The sequence below is a fragment of the Curtobacterium sp. MCJR17_043 genome (genome assembly GCF_003224315.2).
Classification (GTDB): Bacteria; Actinomycetota; Actinomycetes; order Actinomycetales; family Microbacteriaceae; genus Curtobacterium.
This window is the reverse complement of record NZ_CP126259.1, coordinates 2,288,710-2,314,823: the sequence shown is the minus strand read 5'-3', so window position 1 is coordinate 2,314,823 and position 26,114 is coordinate 2,288,710. Positions and strand designations below refer to the sequence as shown.

Annotated in this window: 18 protein-coding genes and 8 pseudogenes; 24 read left to right on the top strand and 2 right to left on the bottom strand. The window is 71.8% G+C overall.

Annotation, left to right across the window (positions count from 1 at the left end; all coding sequences use genetic code 11):
- Positions 1–48 precede the first annotated feature (48 nt).
- From rho to prmC, 3 genes and pseudogenes are all read left to right on the top strand, one after another.
- On the top strand, positions 49–2,226 hold the full coding sequence (gene rho, locus DEJ15_RS11965; protein WP_110825119.1) for a transcription termination factor Rho: 2,178 nt from the start codon (positions 49–51) through the stop codon (positions 2,224–2,226).
- 3 nt (positions 2,227–2,229) lie between these two features.
- Positions 2,230–3,313, top strand: a pseudogene (gene prfA, locus DEJ15_RS11960) (peptide chain release factor 1).
- Positions 3,314–3,318: 5 nt separating this feature from the next.
- Positions 3,319–4,216, top strand: a pseudogene (prmC, locus tag DEJ15_RS11955) (peptide chain release factor N(5)-glutamine methyltransferase).
- Between the two features lie 24 nt (positions 4,217–4,240).
- Here prmC and DEJ15_RS11950 read toward each other — a convergent pair.
- Positions 4,241–4,861: an HAD family hydrolase gene (locus tag DEJ15_RS11950; RefSeq protein WP_349814883.1), complete on the bottom strand. Its 621-nt coding sequence runs from the start codon at positions 4,859–4,861 to the stop codon at positions 4,241–4,243.
- A 66-nt stretch (positions 4,862–4,927) separates the two neighbouring features.
- On the opposite strand from DEJ15_RS11950, the pseudogene DEJ15_RS11945 reads away from it, so the two are divergent.
- The 17 genes and pseudogenes from DEJ15_RS11945 (at position 4,928) to DEJ15_RS11860 (ending at position 18,982) form a co-directional block, all read left to right on the top strand.
- Positions 4,928–5,603 (top strand): annotated as a pseudogene (locus DEJ15_RS11945) (L-threonylcarbamoyladenylate synthase).
- A gap of 103 nt (positions 5,604–5,706) precedes the next feature.
- Complete coding sequence (locus DEJ15_RS19565; protein WP_502866097.1) at positions 5,707–7,359, top strand: Cg1360 family ATP-synthase-associated protein; 1,653 nt, start codon at positions 5,707–5,709, stop codon at positions 7,357–7,359.
- A gap of 78 nt (positions 7,360–7,437) precedes the next feature.
- Entirely contained in the window at positions 7,438–8,298 is an 861-nt protein-coding gene (gene atpB, locus DEJ15_RS11930; RefSeq protein ID WP_258365879.1) for a F0F1 ATP synthase subunit A, read from the top strand.
- A 61-nt stretch (positions 8,299–8,359) separates the two neighbouring features.
- On the top strand, positions 8,360–8,599 hold the full coding sequence (atpE, locus tag DEJ15_RS11925) for an ATP synthase F0 subunit C (RefSeq protein ID WP_110825114.1): 240 nt from the start codon (positions 8,360–8,362) through the stop codon (positions 8,597–8,599).
- Positions 8,600–8,608: 9 nt separating this feature from the next.
- Positions 8,609–9,172 (top strand): F0F1 ATP synthase subunit B, encoded by a 564-nt coding sequence (locus DEJ15_RS11920; RefSeq protein ID WP_110825113.1) that lies wholly within the window; start codon positions 8,609–8,611, stop codon positions 9,170–9,172.
- A 2-nt stretch (positions 9,173–9,174) separates the two neighbouring features.
- Positions 9,175–9,970: pseudogene (locus DEJ15_RS18560) on the top strand (F0F1 ATP synthase subunit delta).
- Positions 9,971–10,077: 107 nt separating this feature from the next.
- Positions 10,078–11,706: a F0F1 ATP synthase subunit alpha gene (atpA, locus tag DEJ15_RS11910; protein WP_110825111.1), complete on the top strand. Its 1,629-nt coding sequence runs from the start codon at positions 10,078–10,080 to the stop codon at positions 11,704–11,706.
- Positions 11,707–12,609, top strand: a complete 903-nt coding sequence (locus DEJ15_RS11905; RefSeq protein ID WP_110825110.1) for a F0F1 ATP synthase subunit gamma — start codon at positions 11,707–11,709, stop codon at positions 12,607–12,609. It begins immediately after the preceding gene.
- Between the two features lie 49 nt (positions 12,610–12,658).
- Positions 12,659–14,114, top strand: a pseudogene (gene atpD, locus DEJ15_RS11900) (F0F1 ATP synthase subunit beta).
- Position 14,115: 1 nt separating this feature from the next.
- The gene (locus DEJ15_RS11895) at positions 14,116–14,379 is read left to right on the top strand and encodes a F0F1 ATP synthase subunit epsilon (protein ID WP_110825108.1); all 264 of its coding nucleotides are present in this window, start codon (positions 14,116–14,118) and stop codon (positions 14,377–14,379) included.
- Positions 14,376–14,780, top strand: a pseudogene (yaaA, locus tag DEJ15_RS11890) (peroxide stress protein YaaA); the annotation flags it as partial. The gene DEJ15_RS11895 and the pseudogene yaaA, both read left to right, overlap by 4 nt.
- 85 nt (positions 14,781–14,865) lie before the next feature.
- Complete coding sequence (locus DEJ15_RS11885; protein WP_284175035.1) at positions 14,866–15,147, top strand: hypothetical protein; 282 nt, start codon at positions 14,866–14,868, stop codon at positions 15,145–15,147.
- Between the two features lie 976 nt (positions 15,148–16,123).
- A complete protein-coding gene (locus DEJ15_RS11880) occupies positions 16,124–16,573 on the top strand; it encodes an FHA domain-containing protein (RefSeq protein WP_284175034.1) in 450 nt (149 codons plus the stop codon).
- A 3-nt stretch (positions 16,574–16,576) separates the two neighbouring features.
- Complete coding sequence (locus tag DEJ15_RS11875) at positions 16,577–16,780, top strand: hypothetical protein (RefSeq protein WP_284175033.1); 204 nt, start codon at positions 16,577–16,579, stop codon at positions 16,778–16,780.
- A gap of 236 nt (positions 16,781–17,016) precedes the next feature.
- Complete coding sequence (locus DEJ15_RS11870) at positions 17,017–17,406, top strand: PP2C family protein-serine/threonine phosphatase (protein WP_284175032.1); 390 nt, start codon at positions 17,017–17,019, stop codon at positions 17,404–17,406.
- A gap of 162 nt (positions 17,407–17,568) precedes the next feature.
- On the top strand, positions 17,569–18,474 hold the full coding sequence (locus DEJ15_RS11865) for a serine/threonine-protein kinase (protein WP_284175031.1): 906 nt from the start codon (positions 17,569–17,571) through the stop codon (positions 18,472–18,474).
- Complete coding sequence (locus tag DEJ15_RS11860; RefSeq protein ID WP_284175030.1) at positions 18,449–18,982, top strand: hypothetical protein; 534 nt, start codon at positions 18,449–18,451, stop codon at positions 18,980–18,982. The genes DEJ15_RS11865 and DEJ15_RS11860 overlap by 26 nt, the downstream gene beginning before the upstream one ends.
- A gap of 614 nt (positions 18,983–19,596) precedes the next feature.
- Here DEJ15_RS11860 and DEJ15_RS11855 read toward each other — a convergent pair.
- Positions 19,597–19,962 carry a hypothetical protein gene (locus DEJ15_RS11855; protein WP_284175029.1) on the bottom strand — a complete coding sequence of 122 codons (366 nt, stop codon included), beginning with the start codon at positions 19,960–19,962 and terminating at the stop codon, positions 19,597–19,599.
- Here DEJ15_RS11855 and DEJ15_RS18555 point away from each other — a divergent pair.
- The 4 genes and pseudogenes from DEJ15_RS18555 to DEJ15_RS11840 all read left to right on the top strand — a co-directional run.
- A pseudogene (locus tag DEJ15_RS18555) lies at positions 19,862–22,117 on the top strand (Ig-like domain-containing protein); the annotation flags it as partial. The gene DEJ15_RS11855 and the pseudogene DEJ15_RS18555 overlap by 101 nt on opposite strands.
- Positions 22,118–23,294: 1,177 nt before the next feature.
- Positions 23,295–23,555, top strand: a pseudogene (locus tag DEJ15_RS18550) (fibronectin type III domain-containing protein); the annotation flags it as partial.
- Between the two features lie 343 nt (positions 23,556–23,898).
- Positions 23,899–24,897, top strand: a complete 999-nt coding sequence (locus tag DEJ15_RS11845) for a hypothetical protein (protein ID WP_284175027.1) — start codon at positions 23,899–23,901, stop codon at positions 24,895–24,897.
- 179 nt (positions 24,898–25,076) lie between these two features.
- Entirely contained in the window at positions 25,077–26,048 is a 972-nt protein-coding gene (locus DEJ15_RS11840) for an AAA family ATPase (protein ID WP_110825101.1), read from the top strand.
- The last annotated feature ends 66 nt before the right edge of the window (positions 26,049–26,114 follow it).

The window sequence follows — 26,114 nt, the reverse complement described above, 5'->3', positions numbered from 1 at the left end:
ACGGTGGAAACTCTCCGCGTTCTGCGGTCGGAAGGAACCATCAGCATCGTGACCGACGTCACCACCTCCACCGGTTCGGTGGAGATCCCCACTGACCTGCGCGCGCTCCGTCTCCCGGAGCTCCAGCGCATCGCCTCGTCCCTCGGCATCACCGGGCTCTCGAAGCTCCGCAAGGGCGACCTCATCGCCTCGATCGAGGACAAGCGTCCGGCCGAGGCGCCCGCCACGGTCACGCCGACCCTCGACGGTGCCGGCACCGGCACCCCGGTCGCGGACACCACCGAGCAGGTCGCTGCCGCGGAGCCCGTGCAGCAGGCGCCGGCGGAGCGCGACGAGCAGCCCGCCGCACCGGTCGCCGAGGCCCCGGCCCGCGGTCGCCGCAACCGCCGTGCCTCCTCCGGTGGCACCGTCAGCGCCGAGCCGACCGCCGCGGCCTCGCACACGAACGCCGGCCACACCGGCACCGAGGACCTCCTCGCCGGGCTGGACCAGGTCCGCGCCGAGAAGGACGCGCAGGAGGCCGCCCAGACCGGTCAGCGTCGTGGTCGCGGTCGCGACCGCCAGGCGCAGCAGGCCGACGGCCAGGAGGCCCGGGGCGCCACCGCGGAGGTCCAGGTCCCGGCCGCGGACGCCGCCGAGCAGGGCGACCAGGACGTCGCGCAGCAGAACGACGGCCAGCAGGCCGACCAGTCCGACCAGGGCGACCAGGCCGAGGGCGGCGCTCGTCGCGGCCGTCGCAGTCGCGGTCGCGGTCGTGGTCGCGGTCAGAACGGCGACCAGGCCGAGCAGAACGGCCAGCAGCCCGAGTCGGACAAGGCCGAGCCGAAGCAGCAGCAGAACGGCAAGCAGCAGAACGCCGACAAGGGCGAGCAGAAGCAGAACGGCCAGCAGAAGCAGGCCGAGCAGCAGCGTGGCGACCAGCAGCGCGGCGACCAGCAGCGTGCCGACCAGCAGCGCGCCGCCGAGCAGGAGGCCGAGAACGGTCGGACCCGTCGCCAGCGTGACCGCAAGCGTGGTCGCGGCGGCCAGAACGACGAGTTCGAGCCCGAGGTCACCGAGGACGACGTCCTCATCCCGATCGCCGGCATCCTCGACGTCCTCGACAACTACGCGTTCGTGCGCACCACCGGCTACCTGCCGGGGCCGGAGGACGTCTACGTCTCCCTCGGTCAGGTGAAGAAGTACCACCTGCGCAAGGGCGACGCGGTCGTCGGCGCGATCAAGCAGCCGCGGAACGACGAGCAGCAGAGCCGTCAGAAGTACAACGCGCTCGTCAAGATCGACACGATCAACGGTCAGACCGCCGACGAGGCCGCGGCCCGGGTCGACTTCCAGGACCTCACCCCGCTGTACCCGAACGAGCGCCTGCGCCTCGAGACGGAGCCCGCGAAGATCTCGACCCGCATCATCGACCTCGTGTCGCCGATCGGCAAGGGCCAGCGCGGTCTCATCGTCTCCCCGCCGAAGGCCGGCAAGACCGTCGTCCTGCAGGCGATCGCGAACGCCGTCTCGAAGAACAACCCCGAGGCGCACCTCATGGTCGTCCTGGTGGACGAGCGTCCCGAAGAGGTCACCGACATGCAGCGCACGGTGAAGGGCGAGGTCATCGCCTCGACCTTCGACCGTCCCGCCGAGGACCACACCACGGTCGCCGAGCTCGCCATCGAGCGTGCGAAGCGCCTCGTCGAGCTGGGCCACGACGTCGTCGTGCTGCTCGACTCGATCACCCGACTGGGCCGCGCGTACAACCTGGCCACGCCGCCGTCGGGTCGCGTGCTCTCCGGTGGCGTCGACTCCGCCGCGCTCTACCCCGTCAAGCGCTTCTTCGGCGCCGCCCGCAACATCGAGAACGGCGGCTCGCTGACCATCCTCGCCACGGCGCTCGTCGAGACCGGGTCGAAGATGGACGAGGTGATCTTCGAGGAGTTCAAGGGCACCGGCAACATGGAGCTCCGCCTCAACCGGCACCTCGCCGACAAGCGGATCTTCCCGGCCGTCGACATCAACGCGTCCGGCACCCGTCGCGAGGAGCAGCTGCTCTCCGCCGACGAGGTCGCGATCACCTGGCGTCTCCGTCGGGCCCTCGCCGGGCTCGACCCGCAGCAGGCGCTCGACGTCGTCCTCCGGAACCTCAAGGAGACGCAGTCGAACGTGGAGTTCCTCGTCCAGATCCAGAAGTCGGTGCCGGCGACCAACGGTCACCACGGCAGCGGCCACCAGGAGTAACGCGTGTTCGAGTCGGTGGCAGGGCTGCTGGCGGAACACGAGGAACTGACGCAGCAGCTGTCGGACCCCGCGCTCCACGCCGACCCGGCCCGCGCCAAGAAGGTCAACCGGCGGTACGCCGAGCTGAGCCAGATCAAGGCCGCGTACGAGGGCTGGCAGGCGGCGGGGGGATGACCTCGCCGCCGCCCGCGAGCTCGCGCGCGAGGACGAGGCGTTCGCGGACGAGGTCCCGGGGCTCGAGGAGCAGCTGGCGGAGCGCCAGGAGCGCCTCCGCCGGCTCCTCATCCCGCGCGACCCCGACGACGGCCGTGACGTCATCATGGAGATCAAGGGCGGCGAGGGCGGCGAGGAGTCCGCGCTGTTCGCGGCCGACCTGCTCCGCATGTACTCGCACTACGCCGAGGGCAAGGGCTGGAAGGTCGAGATGCTCGAGCGCACCGAGTCCGACCTCGGTGGCTACAAGGACGTGCAGGTCGCGATCAAGTCGAACGCGACCGACCCGTCGCAGGGCGTGTGGGCACACCTCAAGTACGAGGGCGGTGTGCACCGCGTCCAGCGCGTCCCGGCGACCGAGTCGCAGGGGCGCATCCACACGTCGACGACCGGCGTGCTCGTCTTCCCCGAGGTGGACGAGCCGGAGGAGGTCGAGATCAACCAGAACGACCTGAAGATCGACGTGTACCGCTCCTCCGGTCCCGGCGGACAGTCGGTCAACACGACGGACTCCGCGGTCCGCATCACGCACCTCCCGACGGGGATCACGGTCGCGATGCAGAACGAGAAGTCGCAGCTGCAGAACCGCGAGGCCGGCATGCGCGTCCTGCGGGCCCGCATCCTCGCGCGCCAGCAGGAGGAGCGTGACGCGATCGCCTCCGACGCCCGCAAGTCGCAGATCCGCGGGATGGACCGTTCGGAGCGCATCCGGACGTACAACTTCCCGGAGAACCGGATCGCGGACCACCGCACCGGCTACAAGGCGTACGACCTCGACCGTGTCATGAACGGCGCACTCGAACCGGTCGTGCAGTCCGCCATCCAGGCCGACGAAGAGGCGCGCCTGGCCGCCCTCGGCGACCAGGACGCCTGATCGGCGTGTCCGGCCGGGAGGCCCGCCCCACCTCGGGTCCCCGGCCCGCCTTCGCCGCCGACCGGCTCCTGCGCGAGGCGGCAGTTGCCCTGGCCGCGGCAGGCGTCCCGACGCCACAGGTCGACGCGGAACTCCTGCTGGCCTGGGCGACGGACACCTCGCGGGGTGCCGTGCAGGCGCGTGCGATGACCGGGGGGAGCGATCGCCGAGGGACACGTCGAGCGCTTCCGGCACGCCGTCGCCCGTCGCGTCACCCGTGAACCACTCCAGCACGTCACCGGCGAGGCGCACTTCCGCGCGCTGACCCTGTCGGTCGGACCGGGCGTGTTCGTCCCGCGGCCGGAGACCGAGTCGGTCGTCCAGTTCGGCATCGACGCGCTCCGGTCGACCGCGGTGCCCGAGCCGATCGCCGTCGACCTCGGGTCCGGGAGCGGTGCGATCGCCATCGCGATGGACACCGAGGTGCCGAACGCCGTGGTGTACGCGGTCGAACGCTCGCCCGAGGCCCTGCCGTGGACGCGTCGCAACGTGGACGCACACGGCGGGACGGTGCACCTCGTCGAGGGCGACCTCGCCGACGCGCTGCCGGAGCTCGACGGCCGGGTGTCGGTCGTCGTGTCGAACCCGCCGTACGTGCCCGACGACGCGGTCCCGATCGACCCCGAGGTCCGCGACCACGACCCGGCGCTCGCGCTGTACGGCGGACCGGACGGGCTCGACGCCGTGCGGGCCCTGACCGAGACCGCGTGGCGCCTGCTCGTGCCCGGCGGACTGCTCGTCGTCGAGCACGCCGAGCAGCAGGGCGCCGGCGTCCGCGCGGTGCTCGCCGACCGGGGCTTCCGGTCCCCGGAGACGCACGTCGACCTCACCGGACGCGACCGCACGACCACCGCGACGCGCTGACCGGCGTGTGCCGGGCGGCGGCTCCTAGACGACCGGTGCCGTCTCGTGGGCCGCGACGAACGTCCGCACCGCACCCCGCAGGTCGGTGTCGTGCTCGACGAGCACGGCGGTGATGCCGACGCTCCGTGCCCCGGCGACGTTCTCGGGCATGTCGTCGGCGAAGAAGGTGCGCTCGGCCGGGACACCGTGGTGGGCGAGCACGCGCCGGAACACCTCCGGATCGGGCTTCCGTGCGCCGAACGCGCTCGTGGTGTCCAGGTGCTCCTCGAACAGCGGCGGCAGCGACGGGACCCATTCGTGCAGCCACCGACCGGCGAGCGGGCCGTTGTTCGTGAGCAGCGCGACCCGACCGTGCTGCTTGGCGATCCGCACCGCCTCGAGCCGGTCCGGCAGCTCGGTCATCGCCGCTCCGCGGATGCGTGCCCACTCCGTCTCGGGGACCGGGCACCCCATGGCCTGCTCGAAGGCGGCGAGGTAGGCGTCGGCGTCCGCGAAGTGCCCGGCCTCGGCCCGCTGCTCGTTCCCGGTGTCCCACCAGCGGCGGCGGAGCTCGGTGAAGTCGTGCCCGGTCAGCTCGGTCAGCCCGGCCATCCGGGTCGTCCAGTCGTAGCGGACGAGGACGTCGTCCATGTCGAAGAGGAACAGGAGTGGGGGGCGCGGGCGTCTCGTTCACGATGCCTCCTATCCTCGCGCACTATCATCGTGCAGGTCATGGCTTCCCGATACGACTGTTCCGACCCCGACGGGCTCCTGACCGGCATGCGGCTCGCACGGACCGCCCTCGGTCGGGGCGAACTCGTCGTCGTGCCCACCGACACCGTCTACGGCGTCGCGGCGGACGCGTTCAGCGCCTCGGCCGTGCAGCGCCTGCTCGACGCGAAGGGCCGGACGCGGCAGTCGCCGCCGCCGGTGCTCATCCCGGGCGTCGCGACGCTCGACGCGCTCGCCAGCGAGGTCCCCGAGCCGGTGCGCCAGCTCGTCGATGCGTTCTGGCCCGGTGGTCTCACCGTGATCCTCCGTGCGCAGCCGTCGCTCGACTGGGACCTCGGTGAGACGCGGGGGACCGTCGCGCTCCGGATGCCGGACTCGCGCATCGCCCTCGAGCTCCTGCGCGAGGTCGGTCCGCTCGCGGTCTCCTCGGCGAACTCCACCGGCGACCCGGCCGCGATGGACGTCGACGACGCCGAGCGCATGCTCGGTGACAGCGTCGCGGTCTACCTCGACGGCGGAGCGCTGGCGCCGCACGACGGTGCTGCAGCGTCGACCGGTTCCACCATCGTGGACGCGACCGGTCTGTCCGCGGGGGGAGGGCCTCCGCATCGTCCGCCACGGTGTGATCCCGGACGACGAGATCAGACGGGTCGTCGGGGACGACCTCGTCCGGTGAAGTTCTACCTGCTCGCGGGGGGTCATCTCGGCGGTCGTGAGCTTCCTCGTCAGTTGGCTCGTGTGGAAGCTCGGGATCAAGTACAAGTGGTACCCGAAGGTCCGTGAGCGGGACGTGCACCGGACGCCCACCCCGCGTCTCGGGGGGCATCGCGATGTTCCTCGGCGTGATCGTCTCCCTGCTCTGCGCGTGGTTCCTCTTCCCGGCGATCGCGGGACAGGACTACTTCCGGCTCGTCTTCGGCGAGCCGGGGCGGGTGATCGCCGTCCTGGCGGGCGCGACCATCATCGTCGTGCTCGGCGTCGCGGACGACATCTGGGACCTCGACTGGATGACGAAGCTCGCCGGACAGATCATCGCCGCGGGGATCCTCGCCTGGCAGGGCGTCGCGATCGTCTCGCTGCCGATCGGCAACACGCTCGGCGTCGGCTCGTCCTACATGAGCCTCATCTTCACGGTGCTCGCGGTCGTGCTCGTCATGAACGCGGTGAACTTCATCGACGGGCTCGACGGACTCGTGGCCGGGGTCGCGATCATCGCGGGCGGGGTGTTCTTCCTCTACACGTTCTTCATCAACCGCGTGGTCGTGGAGACGGAGTTCTTCTTCAACCTGCCGTCGCTGCTCACCGCGGTGCTCGTCGGCGCCTGCGCCGGGTTCCTCGTGCTCAACTGGCACCCCGCGAAGCTCTTCATGGGGGGACGCCGGCGCGCTGCTGGTCGGGTTCCTGATGGCGACGAGCGCGGTGTCGATCACGGGCAACATCGACCCCGCAGCCGTCCGGACCCGGACCGACCTGCTGCCGGCGTTCATCCCGATCCTGCTGCCGTTCGCCATCCTCGTCGTGCCGATCCTCGACTTCGGCCTGGCCGTGATCCGACGGGTGAGCGCCGGGAAGTCGCCGTTCTCCGCGGACCGGAAGCACCTGCACCACCGCCTGCTCGACATGGGGCACTCGCACTTCCACGCGGTGCTCATCTTCTACGCGTGGACGGCAGTGGTCGCCTTCGGCTGCCTGCTCTTCCTCTTCGTGAACTGGTGGTGGGTCGCGGCGTTCGTCGCGGTCGGGTTCACGGTGTGTGCCATCGTGACGTTCGCCCCACTCGGCCGGAAGCGGGTCGAGATCGCGGCGCAGACCACCGCGTCCGCCGGTGCGCCGTTCGACGCCAGCTACGACCCGCTCGACCGTGCCGCCGCCGTCCGGGACCCGCGACCGCGGCCCCGGCCCCGCTCGACCCCTGGAGACCCATCGTGACCGCACCGAACGCGCTCGACCACGTCCGGCCGGTGTTCCGCCGCATCCTCGTGCAGGGTGCCGGCCTCGCCGCCGCCCTCGCGCTCGTCGGCGGTGTCGTCGGGTGGTTCGTCGCCGGTGGCCCCGGCCTGACCGGCGGGCTCATCGGCGCCGTGATGAGCGTCGTCTTCTGCGGTCTGACCGCGGTGAGCGTCCTCCTCGCGATCCGGTTCTCGGGCGGACAGATGGTCTCTGGTGCGTTCTTCGGCACGATCATGGGGACGTTCCTGGTCAAGTTCGTGCTCTTCATCGTCGTCCTCGTCGCGCTCAAGGACCGGGACTGGGTGGACACCCCGGTGTTGGCCGTCGCGATCATCGTCGGCGTCATCGGGTCGCTCGTGATCGACGTCACGGTCATCGCGCGGTCCCGGGTCCCGATCGGGGTGTCCCTCCCCCGGAGACCGCACAGACGCTGGGGATCGCGACCCGGCTGCCTGAGAGCCCGAGAAGCCGCGCACACCTGATACGCTTCTGGAGCCCGCTGCCGGAGCACGAGCTCGGACGGGCAAGCCTCCACTTCAGTCCACCTCCGCGTGCCATGCGTGCGCGCCCCGACACAGGAGACAGCGCTGCTATCCCACGCTCTTCCCCTGTCCCTCATCGCTGCGGGTAACCCCGTCGCGGCGGGGAGCAGCAAGGCCGCCGAGTTCCATGGTCCGTCGATCAACGAGTTCTTCCCGGACCCGATCTTCTTCGCCGGTACTGCGTTCGAGATGGACCGCATCGTCCTCATCCGCTTCTTCGCGGTGGCCGTGCTCCTCGTCTTCGCGTTCGCCGGAACCCGCGCGCTCAAGCTGGTCCCCAACCGTGGACAGGCCTTCATCGAGTACGCCTTCGACGTCGTCCGTCGCAACACCTTCGACAACCTGGGTGAGAAGGACGGCAAGCGCTTCCTGCCGCTCCTCGCGACGATCTTCTTCGGCGTCCTGTTCATGAACCTCACGGGACTCGTCCCGTTCATGAACATCGCCGGTACCAGCCGCATCGCGATGCCGATGATCCTCGCGATCGTCGCGTACGTCGCCTTCATCTACGCGGGCCTCCGCAAGCACCCGGGCACGTTCCTCCGGAACTCGCTCTTCCCGCCCGGGGTGCCGTGGTTCCTGTACATCATCGTGACGCCGATCGAGATCGTGTCGACCTTCGTGCTCCGTCCGATCACGCTGACGCTGCGACTCCTGATGAACATGGTCGTCGGGCACCTGCTCCTCGTCCTGTTCTTCTCGGCGACCTGGTTCTTCTTCTTCGACGCGGAGAGCCTCTTCAAGTTGTTCGGTGTCGGGACGCTCGCGTTCGGCATCGCCTTCAGCTTCTTCGAAGTCCTCGTCGGATTGCTCCAGGCGTACGTCTTCATGCTGCTGACGGCCGTCTACATCCAGCTCGCGCTGGCTGACGAGCACTGACACCCTTCTGACCCCCTACGGGACCGACACTCGTCGGACTCGCACCTCGAAAGGAAAACACGTGGACGCAACGACCGTTCTCGCGGAGATCAACGGCAACATCGCGACGGTTGGCTACGGCCTCGCTGCGATCGGCCCGGCCATCGGCGTCGGCATCGTCGTCGGCAAGACCATCGAGTCCGTGGCCCGCCAGCCCGAACTCCAGGGTCGCCTCACCACCCTCATGTACATCGGTATCGCCTTCACCGAGGCCCTTGCCTTCATCGGCATCGCGACGTACTTCATCTTCACCGCCCAGTAAGGCATCTCGATGCAGACTGCACTCATCATCGCGGCGGAGGAGACCCACAATCCGCTGATCCCACCGGTGTACGACATCGTGTGGTCCGCGGTGGCCTTCGTCATCATCTTCATCGTGATGTGGCGTGTCGTCACACCGCGCATCACGAAGATGCTCGATGAGCGCACCGAGGCCATCGAGGGCGGCATCAAGAAGGCCGAAGCCGCCCAGCAACAGGCCGCTGCTGCGCTCGACGAGTACAACAAGCAGCTGGCGGACGCGCGTGCCGAGGCGTCGCGCATCCGTGAGCAGGCCCGTGCCGACGCGACCGCGATCGGCAACGAGGTCCGCGAGCAGGCCACGGCCGATGCCGCACGCATCACCGCGAACGCCCAGGCGCAGATCGAGGCCGAGCGCCAGAGCGCGCTCCAGTCGCTCCGCACCGAGGTCGGCACGCTCGCACTCGACCTCGCGTCGGGTGTCATCGGCGAGTCCCTCCGGGACGACGCCAAGGCGACCGCCGTCGTCGACCGCTTCCTCGCCGACCTCGAGTCGTCGAAGGGCGCCCAGACGGCTGCCGGAACGGAGCACTGAGCATGCGTAGCGCCACCCGCGAAGCGATGTCGTCCACCCGGGCGGCCCTCGCAGACCTCGGCGGCGCCGTCGACCTCACGGTCGGGACGGAGATCTTCGCCGCAGGGCGTGCGATCGCCCGTGCGCCGCAGCTGCTCAACCTGCTCGCGGACCCGACCGCCGACACCGCCGGCAAGAAGGTCCTCATCGACCGCGTCTTCGCCGGTCAGAGCGACGCCTCGCGCGCCGTCCTGAGCGCGGTGGCCGGATCGCGCTGGTCCTCCCAGGGGGGACCTGCTCGCCGGCATCGAGGACGCGGCCGTCCGGGCCGTGGCAGCGACGGCGGACCAGTCGACCGCCATCGAGGCCGAACTGTTCGCCTTCGAGACCGCGGTCCGTTCGGACGCCGGCCTCGAGCTCGCGCTCGGGACCAAGCTCGGCAGCCCCGACCAGAAGGGTTCGCTGGCCGAGCGTCTCCTGGGCGGCAAGGTCTCCGTGCAGACGATCACGATCGTGTCGAACCTCGTGCAGCAGCCCCGCGGCCGCCGCATCGGTGAGATCGTCCGTGACGCCTCGCGGATCGTCGCCGACCAGGCGGACAAGCTCGTCGCCACGGTCATCACGGCAGCCCCGCTGTCCGACGAGCAGGCGGCTCGCGTCGCCCGCGGCATCGGCGAGCGGTACGGCCGGGACATCAGCGTCAACCAGGTCGTCGACCCCACCGTCCTCGGCGGGGTCCGGGTGCAGGTCGGCGGCGACGTCATCGACGGCACCGTCACGTCCCGGCTCGCCGACCTCCGTCTCCAGCTCGCGCGCTGAGCGTACGGTCGAAGACGCCCCACCCAAGTCCACAACGGGAACTGTCGTCCGCGGCAGCATCACCCTCTCGGAGCCGAAGGGCCCCGGAAAACCACAAGGAAAATCCCATGGCAGACATCACCATCAGCCCCGATGAGATCCGTGATGCCCTGAAGGACTTCGTCTCGAACTACGAGCCGACGAAGGCCTCCACGGCCGAGGTCGGGCACGTCACCGACGCCGGTGACGGAATCGCCCACGTCGAAGGCCTCCCCGGCGTCATGGCCAACGAGCTCATCCGCTTCGCGGACGGCACGCTCGGCCTGGCGCAGAACCTGGACGAGGACGAGATCGGCGCCATCGTGCTCGGCGAGTTCGGCGGCGTCGAGGAGGGCCAGGAGGTCACCCGCACCGGCGAGGTCCTCTCCGCGCCCGTCGGCGACGCCTTCCTCGGCCGCGTGGTCGACCCGCTCGGCGCTCCGATCGACGGTCTCGGCGAGATCGCTGCGGAAGGCCGTCGCGCCCTCGAGCTCCAGGCCCCGGGCGTCATGTCCCGCAAGTCGGTGCACGAGCCGCTCCAGACCGGCATCAAGGCGATCGACGCGATGATCCCCGTCGGCCGCGGTCAGCGTCAGCTGATCATCGGCGACCGCCAGACCGGCAAGACGGCCATCGCGATCGACACGATCATCAACCAGAAGGCCAACTGGGAGTCCGGCGACGTCGACAAGCAGGTCCGCTGCATCTACGTCGCGATCGGCCAGAAGGGCTCGACGATCGCGTCCGTCAAGGGTGCGCTCGAGGACGCCGGCGCGATGGAGTACACCACCATCGTCGCCGCCCCGGCATCCGACCCGGCCGGCTTCAAGTACCTCGCCCCGTACACCGGTTCCGCCATCGGTCAGCACTGGATGTACCAGGGCAAGCACGTCCTGATCATCTTCGACGACCTGTCCAAGCAGGCCGAGGCGTACCGAGCCGTGTCCCTCCTCCTCCGTCGTCCGCCGGGACGCGAGGCCTACCCGGGCGACGTCTTCTACCTGCACTCCCGCCTGCTGGAGCGTTGCGCCAAGCTGTCCGACGAGCTCGGCGCCGGTTCGATGACGGGCCTCCCGATCATCGAGACCAAGGCGAACGACGTCTCGGCGTACATCCCCACCAACGTGATCTCGATCACCGACGGCCAGATCTTCCTGCAGTCGGACCTGTTCAACGCGAACCAGCGTCCGGCCGTCGACGTGGGCATCTCGGTGTCCCGCGTCGGTGGTGACGCGCAGGTGAAGTCGATCAAGAAGGTCTCCGGCACGCTGAAGCTCGAGCTGGCGCAGTACCGCTCGCTCGAGGCATTCGCGATGTTCGCGTCCGACCTCGACCAGGCGTCGCGCCGTCAGCTCGACCGTGGTGCGCGTCTGACCGAGCTGCTCAAGCAGCCGCAGTACTCGCCGTACCCCGTCGAGGAGCAGGTCGTCTCGATCTGGGCCGGCACCAACGGCAAGCTCGACGAGGTCCCCGTCTCCGACGTGCTGCGCTTCGAGGGCGAGCTGCTCGAGCACCTGCGTCGCAACTCGGACGTGCTCACCACGCTGCGTGAGACGAACCAGCTCAGCGACGAGACCGTCGCCGAGATGTCGAAGCAGATCGACGCCTTCACGAAGGGCTTCCAGACCAGCGACGGCAAGACCCTGGGCTCCGAGAACGTCGAGTCCGCTTCGGCCGATGACGTCGACCAGGAGCAGATCGTCAAGGGTCGTCGCTAGATGGCGGCACAGGTCCGGGTCTACCGACAGCGCATCAAGTCGGCGAAGACCACCAAGAAGGTCACCCGCGCGATGGAGTTGATCTCGGCGTCGCGGATCCAGAAGGCCCAGGCCCGCATGGCCGCGTCCGGCCCGTACTCGCGGGCCGTGACGCGGGCGGTGTCGGCCGTGGCGACGTTCTCGAACGTCGACCACGTGCTGACCACCGAGCCGGCGACGTCGACGCGTGCAGCCGTGGTGCTGTTCACGTCGGACCGGGGCCTGAACGGCGCGTTCAGCACGAACGTCCTCAAGCAGGGCGAGGAGCTCGCCTCCCTGCTCCGCAGCGAGGGCAAGGACGTCGTCTTCTACCTGGTCGGACGCAAGTCCGTCGGGTACTTCGCGTTCCGCGAGCGTCCGTCCGAGCGCCAGTGGGTCGGCAACACCGACCAGCCGGAGTTCTCGACGGCGAAGGAGATCGGCGACGCGGTCGTGTCGAAGTTCCTCCAGGACACGGCTGAGGGCGGCGTGGACGAGATCCACATCGTGTTCAACCGCTTCCTCAGCCTCGCCACGCAGGAGCCGCAGGTCGTCCGGTTGCTCCCGCTCGAGGTCGTCGACGGGGTGGAAGCCCCGTCGAACGACGAGCCCCTCCCGCTGTACGAGTTCGAGCCGGACGCGGACGCAGTCCTCGACGCCCTGCTCCCGGTCTACATCGAGAGCCGCATCTTCAACGCCATGCTGCAGTCGGCCGCTTCCGAGCACGCCGCCCGCCAGAAGGCGATGAAGTCGGCGAGCGACAACGCCGACTCGCTGATCCGCGACTTCACCCGACTCGCCAACAACGCGCGTCAGGCCGAGATCACGCAGCAGATCTCCGAGATCGTCGGCGGCGCCGACGCACTCTCGTCGAAGAAGAAGTAGTGGTCCGCGCAGCTCGCGGACAGAACCCACCCTCAGGAAGGCACCAGCCATGACCGACACCGCCACCACCGCGGTCGAGACGTCGTCGGCGCCCGGTGTCGGCCGGATCGCCCGTGTCACGGGTCCCGTCGTCGACATCGAGTTCCCGCACGACGCCATCCCCGAGATGTACAACCTCCTGTTCACGACGATCACCATCGGTGACTCGTCGCAGGAGATCGGTCTCGAGGTCGCGCAGCACCTCGGTGACGACCTCGTCCGTGCGATCTCGCTGAAGCCGACCGACGGTCTCGTCCGCGGCCAGGAAGTCCGCGACTCCGGCGCTCCGATCTCGGTGCCCGTGGGCGACGTGACCAAGGGCAAGGTCTTCGACGTGCTCGGCAACGTGCTGAACACGGACGAGAAGCTCGAGATCACCGAGCGCTGGCCGATCCACCGCAAGGCCCCGGCCTTCGACCAGCTCGAGTCCAAGACCTCGATGTTCGAGACCGGCATCAAGTCGATCGACCTCCTCACGCCGTACGTGCAGGGTGGCAAGATCGGCCTCTTCGGTGGTGCGGGCGTCGGCAAGACCGTCCTCATCCAGGAGATGATCCAGCGCGTCGCGCAGGACCACGGTGGTGTGTCGGTGTTCGCCGGTGTCGGTGAGCGCACCCGTGAGGGCAACGACCTCATCGGTGAGATGGAAGAGGCGGGGGTCTTCGACAAGACGGCCCTCGTGTTCGGCCAGATGGACGAGCCGCCGGGAACGCGCCTCCGCGTGGCCCTGTCGGCGCTGACGATGGCGGAGTACTTCCGCGACGTGCAGAAGCAGGACGTCCTGCTCTTCATCGACAACATCTTCCGCTTCACGCAGGCCGGTTCCGAGGTCTCCACGCTGCTCGGTCGCATGCCGTCCGCGGTGGGCTACCAGCCGAACCTCGCCGACGAGATGGGTGTGCTCCAGGAGCGCATCACCTCGACGCGTGGTCACTCGATCACCTCGCTGCAGGCGATCTACGTGCCGGCCGACGACTACACCGACCCGGCGCCGGCCACGACGTTCGCGCACCTCGACGCCACGACCGAGCTGTCGCGTGAGATCGCGTCGCAGGGTCTGTACCCGGCGATCGACCCGCTGACGTCGACCTCGCGGATCATGGACCCCCCGGTACCTGGGTGCTGACCACTACGAGACCGCGACCCGCGTCAAGGCGATCCTGCAGAAGAACAAGGAACTGCAGGAGATCATCGCGATCCTCGGTGTGGACGAGCTCTCCGAAGAGGACAAGATCACCGTCGAGCGTGCTCGCCGGATCCAGCAGTTCCTCTCGCAGAACACGTACATGGCGAAGAAGTTCACGGGCGTCGAGGGTTCGACCGTCCCGCTGAAGGACACGATCGAGTCCTTCCGCGCCATCGCCGACGGCCAGTTCGACCACGTTGCGACGCAGGCGTTCTTCAACGTCGGTGGCATCAACGACGTCGAAGAGAAGTGGGCACAGATCCAGAAGGAGAACCGCTGAGATGGCGGGTCTCACCGTGAGTGTCGTCTCGGCTGACCGCGAGGTCTGGTCGGGCGACACCACCATGGTCGTCGCACGGACGACGGAGGGCCAGATCGGCATCCTCGCGGGACACGAGCCGATGCTCGCCACCCTCGCGCAGGGTCAGGTCCGCATCACGCGGGCCGACGGCTCGACCGTCGCGGTCGACGCGGAGGACGGCTTCCTCTCCGTCGAGCACGACACGGTCACGATCGTGGCGCGGCAGGCCGCGCTCGCGTCCTGACCGGACTGACCGTCCTCCTCCCGCCGTCCGAGACGAAGCGGGAGGGCGGGGACCCGGAGCGCACCCTCGACCTGAGGGCGCTCTCCTTCCCGGAACTGGCCACAGAGCGGGCCGCGGTGATCACCGCGGCCCGCTCCGTCAGTTCCGAGGAGTCCACCGCGCGGGCGGCGCTCAAGCTCGGACCGAGGTCGGTCGCGGAACGGCTCCGGAACCTCGTGCTGCACGAGAGTCCGACGATGCCGGCGATCGAGCGCTACACGGGCGTGCTCTACGACCCGCTCGACGTGCCGGCGGCCGACGCCACCACGCGTGCGTGGTGGGCGGAACACGTCGTCGTGCAGTCGGCGATGTTCGGGCCGGTCGGGGCAGCGGACCCGGTGCCGGCGTACCGGTTGTCGCACGACTCCCGACTGCCGGGCCTCCGGCTCGCGACGCACTGGCCGGCCCCGGCGGGTGCTGCCCTGACGGGCCGCACCGGGGGGGCTCGTGCTCGACCTCCGCTCGGAGGGGTACCGGGCACTCGGGCCGGTCGAGGGCGCCGTGGTCCTGCGGGTGGTGTCCGTCACCGCGGACGGGCGGCGGAAGGCGCTGAACCACTGGAACAAGACCGCGAAGGGACGGCTCGTCGCGCTGCTCGGTCGGACCGGTGCAGCGGTCTCGTCGACGGCGGACCTCGTCGACTGGGCAGCGGGGAACGGGGTCGACCTCGAACGCCGCGGGGACGCATGGGACCTCGTCGCAGAGAGCCTCGAGCCGGCGACGGCCTGACCGCCGTCCCCTGCCGTCCCGACCGTTCGTCCACAGGGTGCGGACGCGGCAGGCACGTCCACGGGTCGGGCCGGGAGTGACGATGCGGTGGTCGCCGGTCGGCAGGCTGTCGGCATGGAGACCACCACGATCAGCACCACGACCGACCCGTACACACGACACACCCGCGAGATCGCCGCTGCCGTGACCCTGCCGGCAGCCGCCCGTGCCCTCGTCGCTCCGGAGGACCTCAGTGCGTCGGGAGCAGTCGCGGTCACGACCGCCTGCGGGGCGCTCGCGACCCGGCTCGCCCTCGTCCGGTTCCTCGCCGATCCGGGTCCGATGGACGCCGCGGACGTCCGGCCGCTCGACCCGTTCAGCGAGCCGACGCCGTCGGCGCTGCACGGTTCGGGTCCGGAACCGGATCGGGACCGGGTGCGGACCGCGGGGGGACCGGTGCGTCGAGGCGTGGCGTCGGTGGACGCGGTCATCGGACTCCGGGCTGTCCGAGATCGGTGTCGCCGGTGCCCTCGCACTCGGAGCCTGGTGTTCGTGGGCCCTCGGCTCCGAGCTCCGGGCGACGACCCGGGCGCGCCACGCCCTCGCGGTCCGGGCGGACGACCCGCTCGCCGGGCTCGTGCTGCGGACCTGTCGCGCCGGCGCCCGCGCGGCGTGGCGGAGGTGAAGCCCCGGTGCACCGCATCGTCTACGGTGGGGGGTGCCGACGGGAGGAGCCGCACGTGCACGACGAGGACGACCTCGACGACACCGTGCTCCGTCCTGCGCGCCGGCGGGATGCGGAGCCGGACGACCTCGGTGACACCGTCGGCAGCGCTGCCCGCCCGGCTGCGGGCACCTGGGGGGAGCGTCGGCAGCGGACTCCCCCGGTGCGCCGGCCGGGTCCGACGGAGCATCGGCGGCCGGGTCGGACGGAGCATCGGCGTCCGCGTCCGCCCAGACGTCGGGCCCGGCAGCTCGGTGGACGCCGTCCGTCCCGGTGCCCGCCGTCCGCATCGGCGACCGCGTGCACCGCCTCGACCGACCGGTGGTCGTCGGGCGACGCCCGGCATCGCCGCGCGTGGTCCCGGGCGCGGCGCCGGAGCTCGTCACGGTGGCGTCGCCGACCGGCCTCGTCTCGTCGTCGCACGTGCGCTTCTCCGCCGCCGGGACCTCCACGGTCGTCGACGACCTCGGGTCGACCAACGGCACGGTCATCCGGCCCGCGGGCGCTCCGCCGCACCGGATGCCGTCCGGCGCCTCGATGGTCGTGCTGACCGGTACGGTTGTCGACATCGGTGACGGCAACGGGATCGAGGTGCTGTCGCCGTTCACGCGGGCGGTGCCGCCCGTCGTCGCACGCCCGTCCGACCGGTGGCCGTCCGACACGTCGTCCCCCCGGTCCCTCCCCGGACCCCGGTCCGTCCCGAACACCAGAGAGCGATCCTGAACCGTGACCGAACTCGGCCGAGCAGCCTCCGCCCACGCGATCGACGTCCCCGGTGCCGGGGGTGAGACCCTCACGCTCTCCTGGGGTGCGGCGACCGACGTCGGTCGACGCCGGGACCACAACGAGGACAGCTACATCGTCGCAGCGCCGTTCTTCGTCGTCGCGGACGGCATGGGCGGGCACCTCGCGGGGGGACCGCGCCAGTGACGCCGTCGTCCGACGGCTCGGTGCGTCGACCGACGAGTCGTTCGCATCGCGCCAGACGATCCAGCACGCGCTGCTGCTCGCGACGGCGGACATCGAGCGCGCAGCGGGCGGGAACGCCCTCGGGGCGGGGACGACGGTGACCGGTGTCGCACTCGTCGCCGGCCAGGGGCAGCCCGCGGCGCTCGTCTTCAACGTGGGGGGACTCCCGCACCTACCGGAGCGAGGCCGGAGGGCCGTTGCGTCGTCTGACGGTCGACCACTCGGTCGTGCAGGAGATGGTCGACGCCGGCGTGCTCCGCGCCGAGGACGCCGAGTCGCACCCCGACAGCAACGTCATCACGCGGGCCGTCGGGTTCGGCGAGCCGCCGGAGCCGGACTGGTGGACGATCCCGCTGCGGACCGGCGACCGGTACCTGGTGTGCTCGGACGGCCTGACCAAGGAGATCGGCGACGTCGGCATCTCGCGCATCGCCGCGAAGGTCGCGGACCCGCAGGAGCTCGCCGAGCGCCTGGTGGGCGACGCGGTCATCGCGGGCGGGCGTGACAACGTCACGGTCGTCGTGCTGCAGGTCGACGCTGCACCGGCGGGCCCGGACGACGTGGACGACACCCTCCCGCGCCACTGAGCCGCGAGGGCCCGGGTGCGCCCCGTCCGGTCACGCAGGCCCCCCGAACTGGGGGGTCCGGCGCGTGTCCGCCTCCGGCGACCGGCCCCGAGCCGTCACCGCTGCTTCGTAGACTGTCCTGACCGTGTCGAGAGCAGGCCGTCCGGCCGGGAAGGAGCGACCATGGCCCGCCGGCTGCCGTCGAGCCCTCCCGTCCTGCCCGGCTTCACCGCCGTGCACGTGCTCGGGTCGGGCGGCTTCGCCGACGTCTTCCTCTACGAGCAGGACATGCCGCGTCGACAGGTCGCGGTGAAGGTCCTCCTCGACGAGGTCGTCGACGACCGCGTCCGCCAGATGTTCCAGCTCGAGGCCAACCTCATGGCCCGGCTGAGCACCCACCCCTCGATCCTCACCGTCTTCCAGGCGAGCGTCGCGGCGGACGGACGGCCCTACCTCGTCATGGAGCTGTGCTCGTCGTCGCTGAGCGACCGCTACCGGCGCGAGCCGGTCCCGGTGTCGCAGGTCCTCTCGATCGGTGTGCGCATCGGTGCCGCGCTCGAGACCGCGCACCGCGAGGGCGTGCTGCACCGGGACGTCAAGCCGTCGAACATCCTCATGACGGCCTACGGCAACCCGGTCCTCAGCGACTTCGGCATCGCCGCGTCCCTCGGTGAGGCCGACCCCGACGAGCCGATCGGCATGTCCATCCCGTGGTCGGCACCCGAGGTGCTGTCCGACGAGTCCCGCGGGTCGATCCAGTCCGAGGTCTACTCGCTGGCGGCCACGATCTCGACCCTGCTCGCCGGGCGGAGCCCGTTCGAGGTCCCCGGCGGTGCGAACGGCGCCGCCGACCTGATGGCCCGCATCGACAAGGGCGGCCCACGCCCCACCGGACGGCCGGACGTCCCCCCCGACCCTCGAGCGCGTCCTCGCCGCCGGCATGGCCCGTCGTCCCGCGGACCGCCCCGCGACCGTCCTCGACCTCGTGCGTGGGTTCCAGCAGGTCGAGGCCGAGCTCGGCCTCCCGCAGACGCATGCCGACGTCGCCGTGGAGAGCTGGGCCGTGACGACACCGACGGCAGAGGGTGACCGGACCGTGGTCCGCGCCCTCCAGCCTCCCGTCCGTGCCGGTCGCCGACGGCGTCGACGCCGAGCCGTCCTCGGTGGCGTCGACGGCACCGGTTCGCGGAGCGTCGGGACGGTGCACCGCACCGGCTCGTCCGCCCGCGCCCGACGCGGCCCGCGCACGACCGTCGTGTGGGCCTCCGTGGCGTCCGCCGTCGTCGTCGCCGCACTGGCGGTGACGGCCGTCGTGGTCGTCACCCGCGACGCCGACGCGTCCATCCCCACCGTGGCCGGGATCAGCACGAGCACGACCGGGTCGTCGGTCACGTTCCGCTGGGACGACCCGGGCCTGCGCCCCGGGGACACGTACGTCGTCACCTCGGGCGGGTCGACGAGCCAGCAGTCCGGCACGTCCTTCGTGGTCACCGGACGCTCGGGTGTCGAGGAGTGCGTCACCGTCGCGGTGAACCGGGACGGGCGTACCGGGGCCGTGAGCGACCAGCGGTGCGCGACGATCGGCGGCGCCTCGTGATCCGGCGGCTGTTCCGCGCGCACCGGTCGGCGGCGCTGACGTCCGTGGTCGCCGTCGTCGTCGGCGCGGTCGTCACCGGGACGGCTCTCGTGTCGACCGGGTACCACACGCAGCGTGTCGACCTCGGTGACGGCACGGTCTGGGTGCCGTCCGCGGAGTACGGCGCGGTCGGTCGCGCGAACCCCGGGGTGCTCGAGCTCAACACCGCGGTGTCGACGTCCTCCGACGCCGTCGACGTCCTGCAGCACGGGTCGACCGTGTACAGCGTCGACCGGACGAAGGGGACGGTCGCACGGGTCGACGTCGCGGACGCCACCCTGGGTGACGCCGTCACGCTGCCCGCGGGCAGCCCGGACGTCTTCTTCGCGGGGCGCACCGCGGTCGTCGGGAACGGCGACACCGGCGAGCTCTGGACCACGCCCGCGTCCGCGCTCGAGGACTTCGACGCCTCGACGAAGGCCGACCTGACGCTCGGCGCCGACGCGGTGTTCGACGCCGCCGACGACCGCGTCGCCGTCTACTCGCCCCGCACGTCGACCGCGTCCCTCGTCGACCTCGGTGCCACGCCGACCGTCGCGCACCGGTGGACGGTCCGGATGGACCGCACGCACGACCTACAGGTCGCCGCGTTCGGCGACCACGTCGCCGTGCTCGACCAGACCGACGGTGTGCTCGCGGTGGACGGGCGCCGGGTCGACCTCGCGAGCCGTGTCGGCGCGGCACCCGCGCTCCAGCGGTCGTCGGACGGTGGTGCGAGCGTCACCGTCGCCGGTGCGACCGGCCTCGTCCGGGTCGGGCCGTCGGGTTCCGTCGACGCCGTCCCGCTCGCCGTCTCCGGGCGGGCCGCACGACCCCTCGTCAGCGGCTCGTGCACGTACGGTGCCTGGAACGGTGGTCAGGCCGTCGACACGTGCGCCGGCCGGGCCGTGCAGGACCTCGACCGCGTCCCGGGGGGGTGCCGCCCTCCGGATCGTGCACAACGGCGCCGCGGTGGTCGCGAACGACCCGGAAAGCGGCCGGACGTGGGCGGTCGGGCGGAGCGGGCAGCTCATCGACAACTGGGCGGACCTGGTCGACCGCGCGGACGACCGCCAGCAGGAGCGCATCGCCGAGGACGACCCCGAGGTGCAGGAGGACCAGGCGCCGCCGGTCGCCGTCGACGACGACCTCGGGGCGCGTCCCGGACGCACCACGACCCTCCCGGTCCTCCTCAACGACCACGACCCGAACGGCGACCCGCTCGTCGTGAGCGAGGTCGGCACGGTCCCGGCGGCTCGCGGCACCGTCGCGATCGTGTCCGACGGGCAGCGGCTGCAGGTCACCCTGCCCGACGACGCGTCCGGCGTCCTGACCTTCCCGTACACGATCACGGACGGCAACGGAGGCTCGGACACGGCCGCCGTGCGCGTCACGGTCCGCTCCGACTCGGTCAACGAGCCGCCGCGGCAGGTCCGGGACACGCGGGCCGACGTCGTGCGCGGCGGCCACGTCACGACGAACGTCCTCGGGGACTGGATCGACCCCGACGGCGACCCCGTGTTCCTCCGCTCGGCGACGCCGTCCGACGGGGACGCGGCCTCGACGACGCCGGACGGGCTGCTCGACTACCGCAACGACAGCGGCCGCACCGGCGAGCGGACGCAGCTGGTCGTCGTGAGCGACGGCCGCGACCAGGGTCGGGGCTCGGTCACGGTCGACGTCGCCGCGCCCGGGGACGTCCCGCTCCGCGCCGACTCGTTCCCCGTCTCCGGGTACGCCGGCAAGCCCTTCACGGTCGACCCGCTCGAGCACGTCCGCGGCGGGAACGGCACGGTGACGCTGACGAGCGTGTCGTCGGCGTCCGGCCTGACCATCACCCCGTCCTACGACGCCGGCACCTTCCGGGTCGTCGCGCGGGCCGCCGGCGACGCCCAACTCGAGTACACGGTCACCGACGGCGTCAAGACCACGAGCGGCGTCGTCCGGGTCACGGTGCTCGCGCCGCCCGACGCCTCGAGCGCCCCGGTCACGACGCCGAAGACCGTGTTCGTCAACACCCTCGGCACGAAGGACACCGACGTCACGGCGACCGACTCCGACCCGTCCGGCGGCGTCCTCCTCGTGACCGGGCTCGACGGCCCCGCGGACGGATCGGGCGTGCAGGCGAGCGTCCTCGACCAGCACGTGGTCCGCGTGACGCTGACCGCCCCGCTGGCCGGCCCGGTGTCCTTCCGGTACACGGTGTCGAACGGACTGGCCTCGGCGACCGGCACGGTGACCGTCGTCGAGATCCCGGAGCCGGACCGCATCCAGCCGCCGGTGGCCCAGCCGGACACGGCGACGGTCCGCGTCGGGGACGTGACGGACATCGACGTCCTCGCGAACGACACCCAGCCCGAGGGCGGCTCGCTGACGCTGCTGCCCGACCTGGTGCAGGACGTCCCGGGCGGCAGCGGCCTGCTGTTCGTGTCGGGCGACCGGCTCCGGTACCTCGCACCGACCACGCCGGGCACGTACACGGCGGCCTACCGTGTCGCCGGCCCGGACGGGCAGACCGCCGACGCGACCGTCTCCATCTCGGTCCGCGACCGCGACCGGACGACGAACAGCGCCCCGGTGCCCCAGACGGTGACGGCCCGCGTCGTCGCCGGGCAGACGGTCCGGATCGCGGTGCCCCTCGCCGACACCGACCCGGACGGCGACTCCGTACAGCTCGTCGGCGTCGGGTCGAACCCGGAGAAGGGCGCTGTCACGGAGGTCACGACGGATGCGCTGACGTACGAGGCCGGCGACTACTCCGCCGGCACGGACGAGTTCACGTACACGGTGGTCGACGCTCTCGGCGCCCGCGCCACCGGAACGGTCCGCGTCGGCATCGCGCCGCGTGCCGACCAGGCGTCGGACCCGGTCGCGCAGGCCGACCGCGTCACGATCCGGCCCGGTGGCACCGTGACGGTCCGGGTCCTGCAGAACGACTCGGACCCCGAGGGCGGGCGGCTCCGCGTCGCGTCCGCCGAGCCGACGGGGTCGGGCGTGCGGGCCCGGGTCCTCGGCGGCGAGACGGTGCGCGTCACGCCGCCCGCGTCCGCGCGCGCGGGTGACTTCGCCGTCCTGTACACCGTGACGAACGAGCGGGCCGGGTCCAGCACCGCCTTCCTCACCGTCACGGTGGACCCCGACGCGTCGCCGCTCCGGCCCGAGGTCGACGACACCGTGCTCGACCTGCAGGACGTCCTCGGGCGCGACTCCGTCACGGTCGACGTGCTCCGGAACGTGTTCGCGGCCGAGGGCACGCGCGCGGACCTCCGGGTCGGCCTCGTCGGTGGCCACCGGAGCGGCGCCCGCGTCACCGACGACGACCGGATCGCGGTGCGGATCACGGCACGGTCGCAGGTGATCCCGTTCTCGGTGGCCCTGCGCGACCAGCCGGACGTCGTCTCGCTCGGCTTCGTCCACGTGCCCGGCACCGACGACGCCCTGCCCCAGGTCGACCGGTCCGCGCCCGCCGTCACGGTGCGGAGCGAGTCGACGGTGCGGATCCCGCTCGACCGCTACGTCGTGACCGCCACCGGCCGCACCGCCACGCTGACCGACCGCGGTGCCGTGAAGGCCACCCACGCCAGCGGCGGCTCGCTCGTGGTCGACAGCTCGACGCTGCAGTTCACCTCCGCCGAGCTGTACTACGGCAACGCGTCGATCTCGTTCGAGGTCACCGACGGCTCGGACGCCGACGGCGGCAAGGGGCGGGTCGCGACCCTGGTCCTGCCGATCACCGTCACGCCCCGGTCGAACCAGCCGCCGTCGCTGAGCGGGACCACGCTCGAGCTCCAGCCGGGCGACACCCGCACACTCGACCTCACGAAGCTCACCGACTACCCGTACCCGGCCGACCTGCCGGAGCTGCGGTACTCGGTGGTCGACCGACCGGGTGGCGGCACCACCGCCTCGGTGACCGGGCAGCGCCTCACCGTGCGGGTGCCGGAGTCCGCACGGACCGGGACGAGCACCTCCGTCGGCGTCGGCGTCGCGGACGCGACCAACGCCGGTCGCGCGGGCCGGATCGTCGTCGACGTCGTGACCTCGACCCGACCGCTCGTGCAGCCCGCGCCGGACAGCGCCGTCGTCGCCCGTGGCACGACCACGACGGTCGACGTCCTGGCGAACGACCGGCCGACGAACCCGTTCCCCGGCGAGCCGCTCCGCGTGACCGACATCCGCGGGCTCGGCGGCGGGCTGCCGTCCGGCGTCTCGGTGACCCCGACTGCCGACCGCTCGCGCCTCCGCGTGACGGTCGCGCGGGACGCGAGGCCGGTCGACGCGCACCTGCAGTACCGTGTCGCCGACGTCACGGGGGGACACGGCACGGTCCGTGTGGGGCGACGTCACGATCTCCGTGCAGGACGTGCCCGACGCGCCCGGGACCCCGACCCGGACCGGGTCGTCCGAGGGCGGCCGCGTGACGCTCTCCTGGTCGACCCCGCGGGCGAACAACTCGGCGATCACCGGCTACCGGGTGACGGGGACGAACGGCGTCTCACAGGACTGCGGCACCGCGACCGTCTGCACGGTCACGGGGCTCGACCCGACGGCGTCGTACCGGTTCTCCGTCACCGCCGCGAACGCCGTCGGTCGGTCGGACCCGTCCGCGCAGTCGGCCGCGATGAGCGCGGACTTCGTGCCCGCGGCACCGACCGGCACGACGGTCGCCCCGGACCGCACCACGCCGAACCGGCTCGACGTCCGCTGGGACGCCGTGCCGCGTCCGTCGCGGGGGGAGCCTCGTCGACCAGTACGTGGTCACCGTCGCCGGGCCGGGGCTCAGCACCACGAAGACCGTCCGCGGTGCCACCGCCACGACCTTCGACGGCGCCCTCAGCGGTGCGACGTACGCGGTCACGGTCTCGGCACGGAACGACGCGGCCCGCGACGGCACCGCCGTGCAGTGGAACACCGGTTCCGCGACGGGCGCCGCGGTCGGGACGCCCGGGACGGTCACCGCCCTCAGCGCCTCGACCGGCAGCACGCCCGACACCGACGGGCGGTCCACCGTGACCGTGACCTGGGGCGCGGCGGACGGCCGGGGCGGCAGCGGGCCGTCGTACGCCGCGTACCGGATCGCGGCGGGCTCGACGCCGACCTGCCGGAGCCTCGCCGGGGAGACGCCCGTCGGGACGGCGTCCGGCTCCGTCGACCGGGGCGTGCCGGCCGGCGTGACGCGGTACGCGGTCGTCGCCGACAACGGCCTGTTCTGCAGCGTGGCCGTCACGGACACGGTCGCCTACGAACGGCCCGCGGCTCCGGTCGCTCCGTCGGTCGGCCTCGTCGCGTCAGGCCAGCCGGACCGCGTCGACGCGCGCGTCACGGCCCCGACCACGAAGGTCGACCACTACCGCCTCGACACCGGGAGCGGGACGGTCGACCTGGCGCCCGGTGACTCCTGGACCGGTGTCCCCGGTGCCGGGTCGCGCAACACCGCCGTGAAGGTCGCCCTGCAGGCGTGCGGTGCCCCTGGTGACGCGTTCTGCTCGGACCGGACCTCCGCGACCGCGGGCGCCCTCGACCTGTCCGCGTCCGTGACGACGGCGGCGCACGGGCACCCGATCGTGGTGAGCGGCCCGGACGGCAGCGCCGTCGGATCGGTCCGCTACACCGCCACCTGGTACGACGCGGACGGCACGGTCCTGCCCGCGGGCGACGGCAACCCGTGGGACGGGTCCAGCGTCGGGCCCACCCCGCCGACGGACGCCTCGACGGTGTCGGTCCGGGCGTCCGTGACCACGTCGTTCGACGCGGACCTGACCCGTACAGGCACCGACTCCGACCCCGTCGACGTCGGCCCCGACCCGGACGCACCCGCGCCCGACCCCGCACCGATCCCGGGACAGGGCGACCCACCGGGGACGGGCGACCCGCCCGGCCAGGGCGCGTCCGGCTGACCGCCGGGCCGCCCCGCGGGCAGACACGGCTCGTCAGCCGTGCCCCGCCAGGCCGCGACGATCCAGACCGCGACGACCCAGACCCCACCGACCCGGCCCGCAGCACCCCGCCAACCGCACTCCGCCAGTCCGCACCCCGCCAGCCCGCACCCCGCCCGACCCGACGAGGAACGACCCGCATGACCATGACCCCGGAGCAGGCCACCCGCTTCGCCGACGTCGCCGCCCGCATCGTGACGAACGTCGAGCAGGTGCTCCTCGGCAAGGCCTTCGTGATCCGCCTGGCCGTCACCGCGATGCTCAGCGAGGGGCACCTGCTGCTCGAGGACGTCCCGGGCACCGGCAAGACGAGCCTCGCCCGAGCCCTCGCCCAGAGCGTGCAGGGCGTGACGAGCCGCATCCAGTTCACGCCCGACCTGCTGCCCGGCGACATCACCGGCATCAGCGTCTACGACCAGCGCGCGCAGGAGTTCGAGTTCCACCGCGGGCCCGTCTTCGCCAACGTCGTCCTCGCGGACGAGATCAACCGCGCCAGCCCGAAGACCCAGTCCGCACTCCTCGAGGCGATGGAGGAGTCCGCCGTCACGGTCGACGGCGTCAGCCACCGCCTCGGCGCGCCGTTCATGGTGATCGCCACGCAGAACCCGGTCGAGCAGGCCGGCACGTACCGGCTCCCCGAGGCGCAGCTCGACCGCTTCCTCATGAAGACCTCGATCGGCTACCCGGACCACGCTGCGACCGTCCGCATCCTCGAGACGTCCTCGGCGCCGTCCGCCGCCGTCCCGCTCGCGAGCGTCGTCCCCGCCGCCAGCGTCACCGAGCTCGCCGCGCTCGCCCGCACCGTGCACGTCGACCCGGTCATCGCCGACTACGTCGCTCGTCTGGTCGACGCGACCCGCGCAGCCGGCGAGGTCCGACTCGGCGTCAGCGTCCGCGGTGCCATGGGCCTCGTCCGCGCCGCACGCGTCTACGCCGCGGTGCAGGGGCGCCACTACGTCACACCGGACGACGTCAAGGCGTTGGCCGAGCCGGTGCTCGCCCACCGCCTCGTCCTGGACGCCGAGGCGGAGTTCGACGGCGTCAGCGCGTCGAGCGTCATCGGACAGATCCTCGTCGAGACGCCGCCGCCCGCGGACCGGACGCCGCGGTGACCGACCGCCGGCCCGTCGCCACGCGCTCGCGTCGCCCGTCCGCGACGCGGTCGCGTCGTGCCACGG

Bases quoted from the DNA above. Each gene is read 5' to 3' on its own strand.
- DEJ15_RS11920 (WP_110825113.1), top strand. From the start codon at position 8,609: ATGCAGACTGCACTCATCATCGCGGCGGAGGAGACCCACAATCCGCTG.
- atpA (WP_110825111.1), top strand. From the start codon at position 10,078: ATGGCAGACATCACCATCAGCCCCGATGAGATCCGTGATGCCCTGAAG.
- DEJ15_RS11905 (WP_110825110.1), top strand. From the start codon at position 11,707: ATGGCGGCACAGGTCCGGGTCTACCGACAGCGCATCAAGTCGGCGAAG.
- DEJ15_RS11895 (WP_110825108.1), top strand. From the start codon at position 14,116: ATGGCGGGTCTCACCGTGAGTGTCGTCTCGGCTGACCGCGAGGTCTGG.
- DEJ15_RS11865 (WP_284175031.1), top strand. From the start codon at position 17,569: ATGGCCCGCCGGCTGCCGTCGAGCCCTCCCGTCCTGCCCGGCTTCACC.
- DEJ15_RS11840 (WP_110825101.1), top strand. From the start codon at position 25,077: ATGACCATGACCCCGGAGCAGGCCACCCGCTTCGCCGACGTCGCCGCC.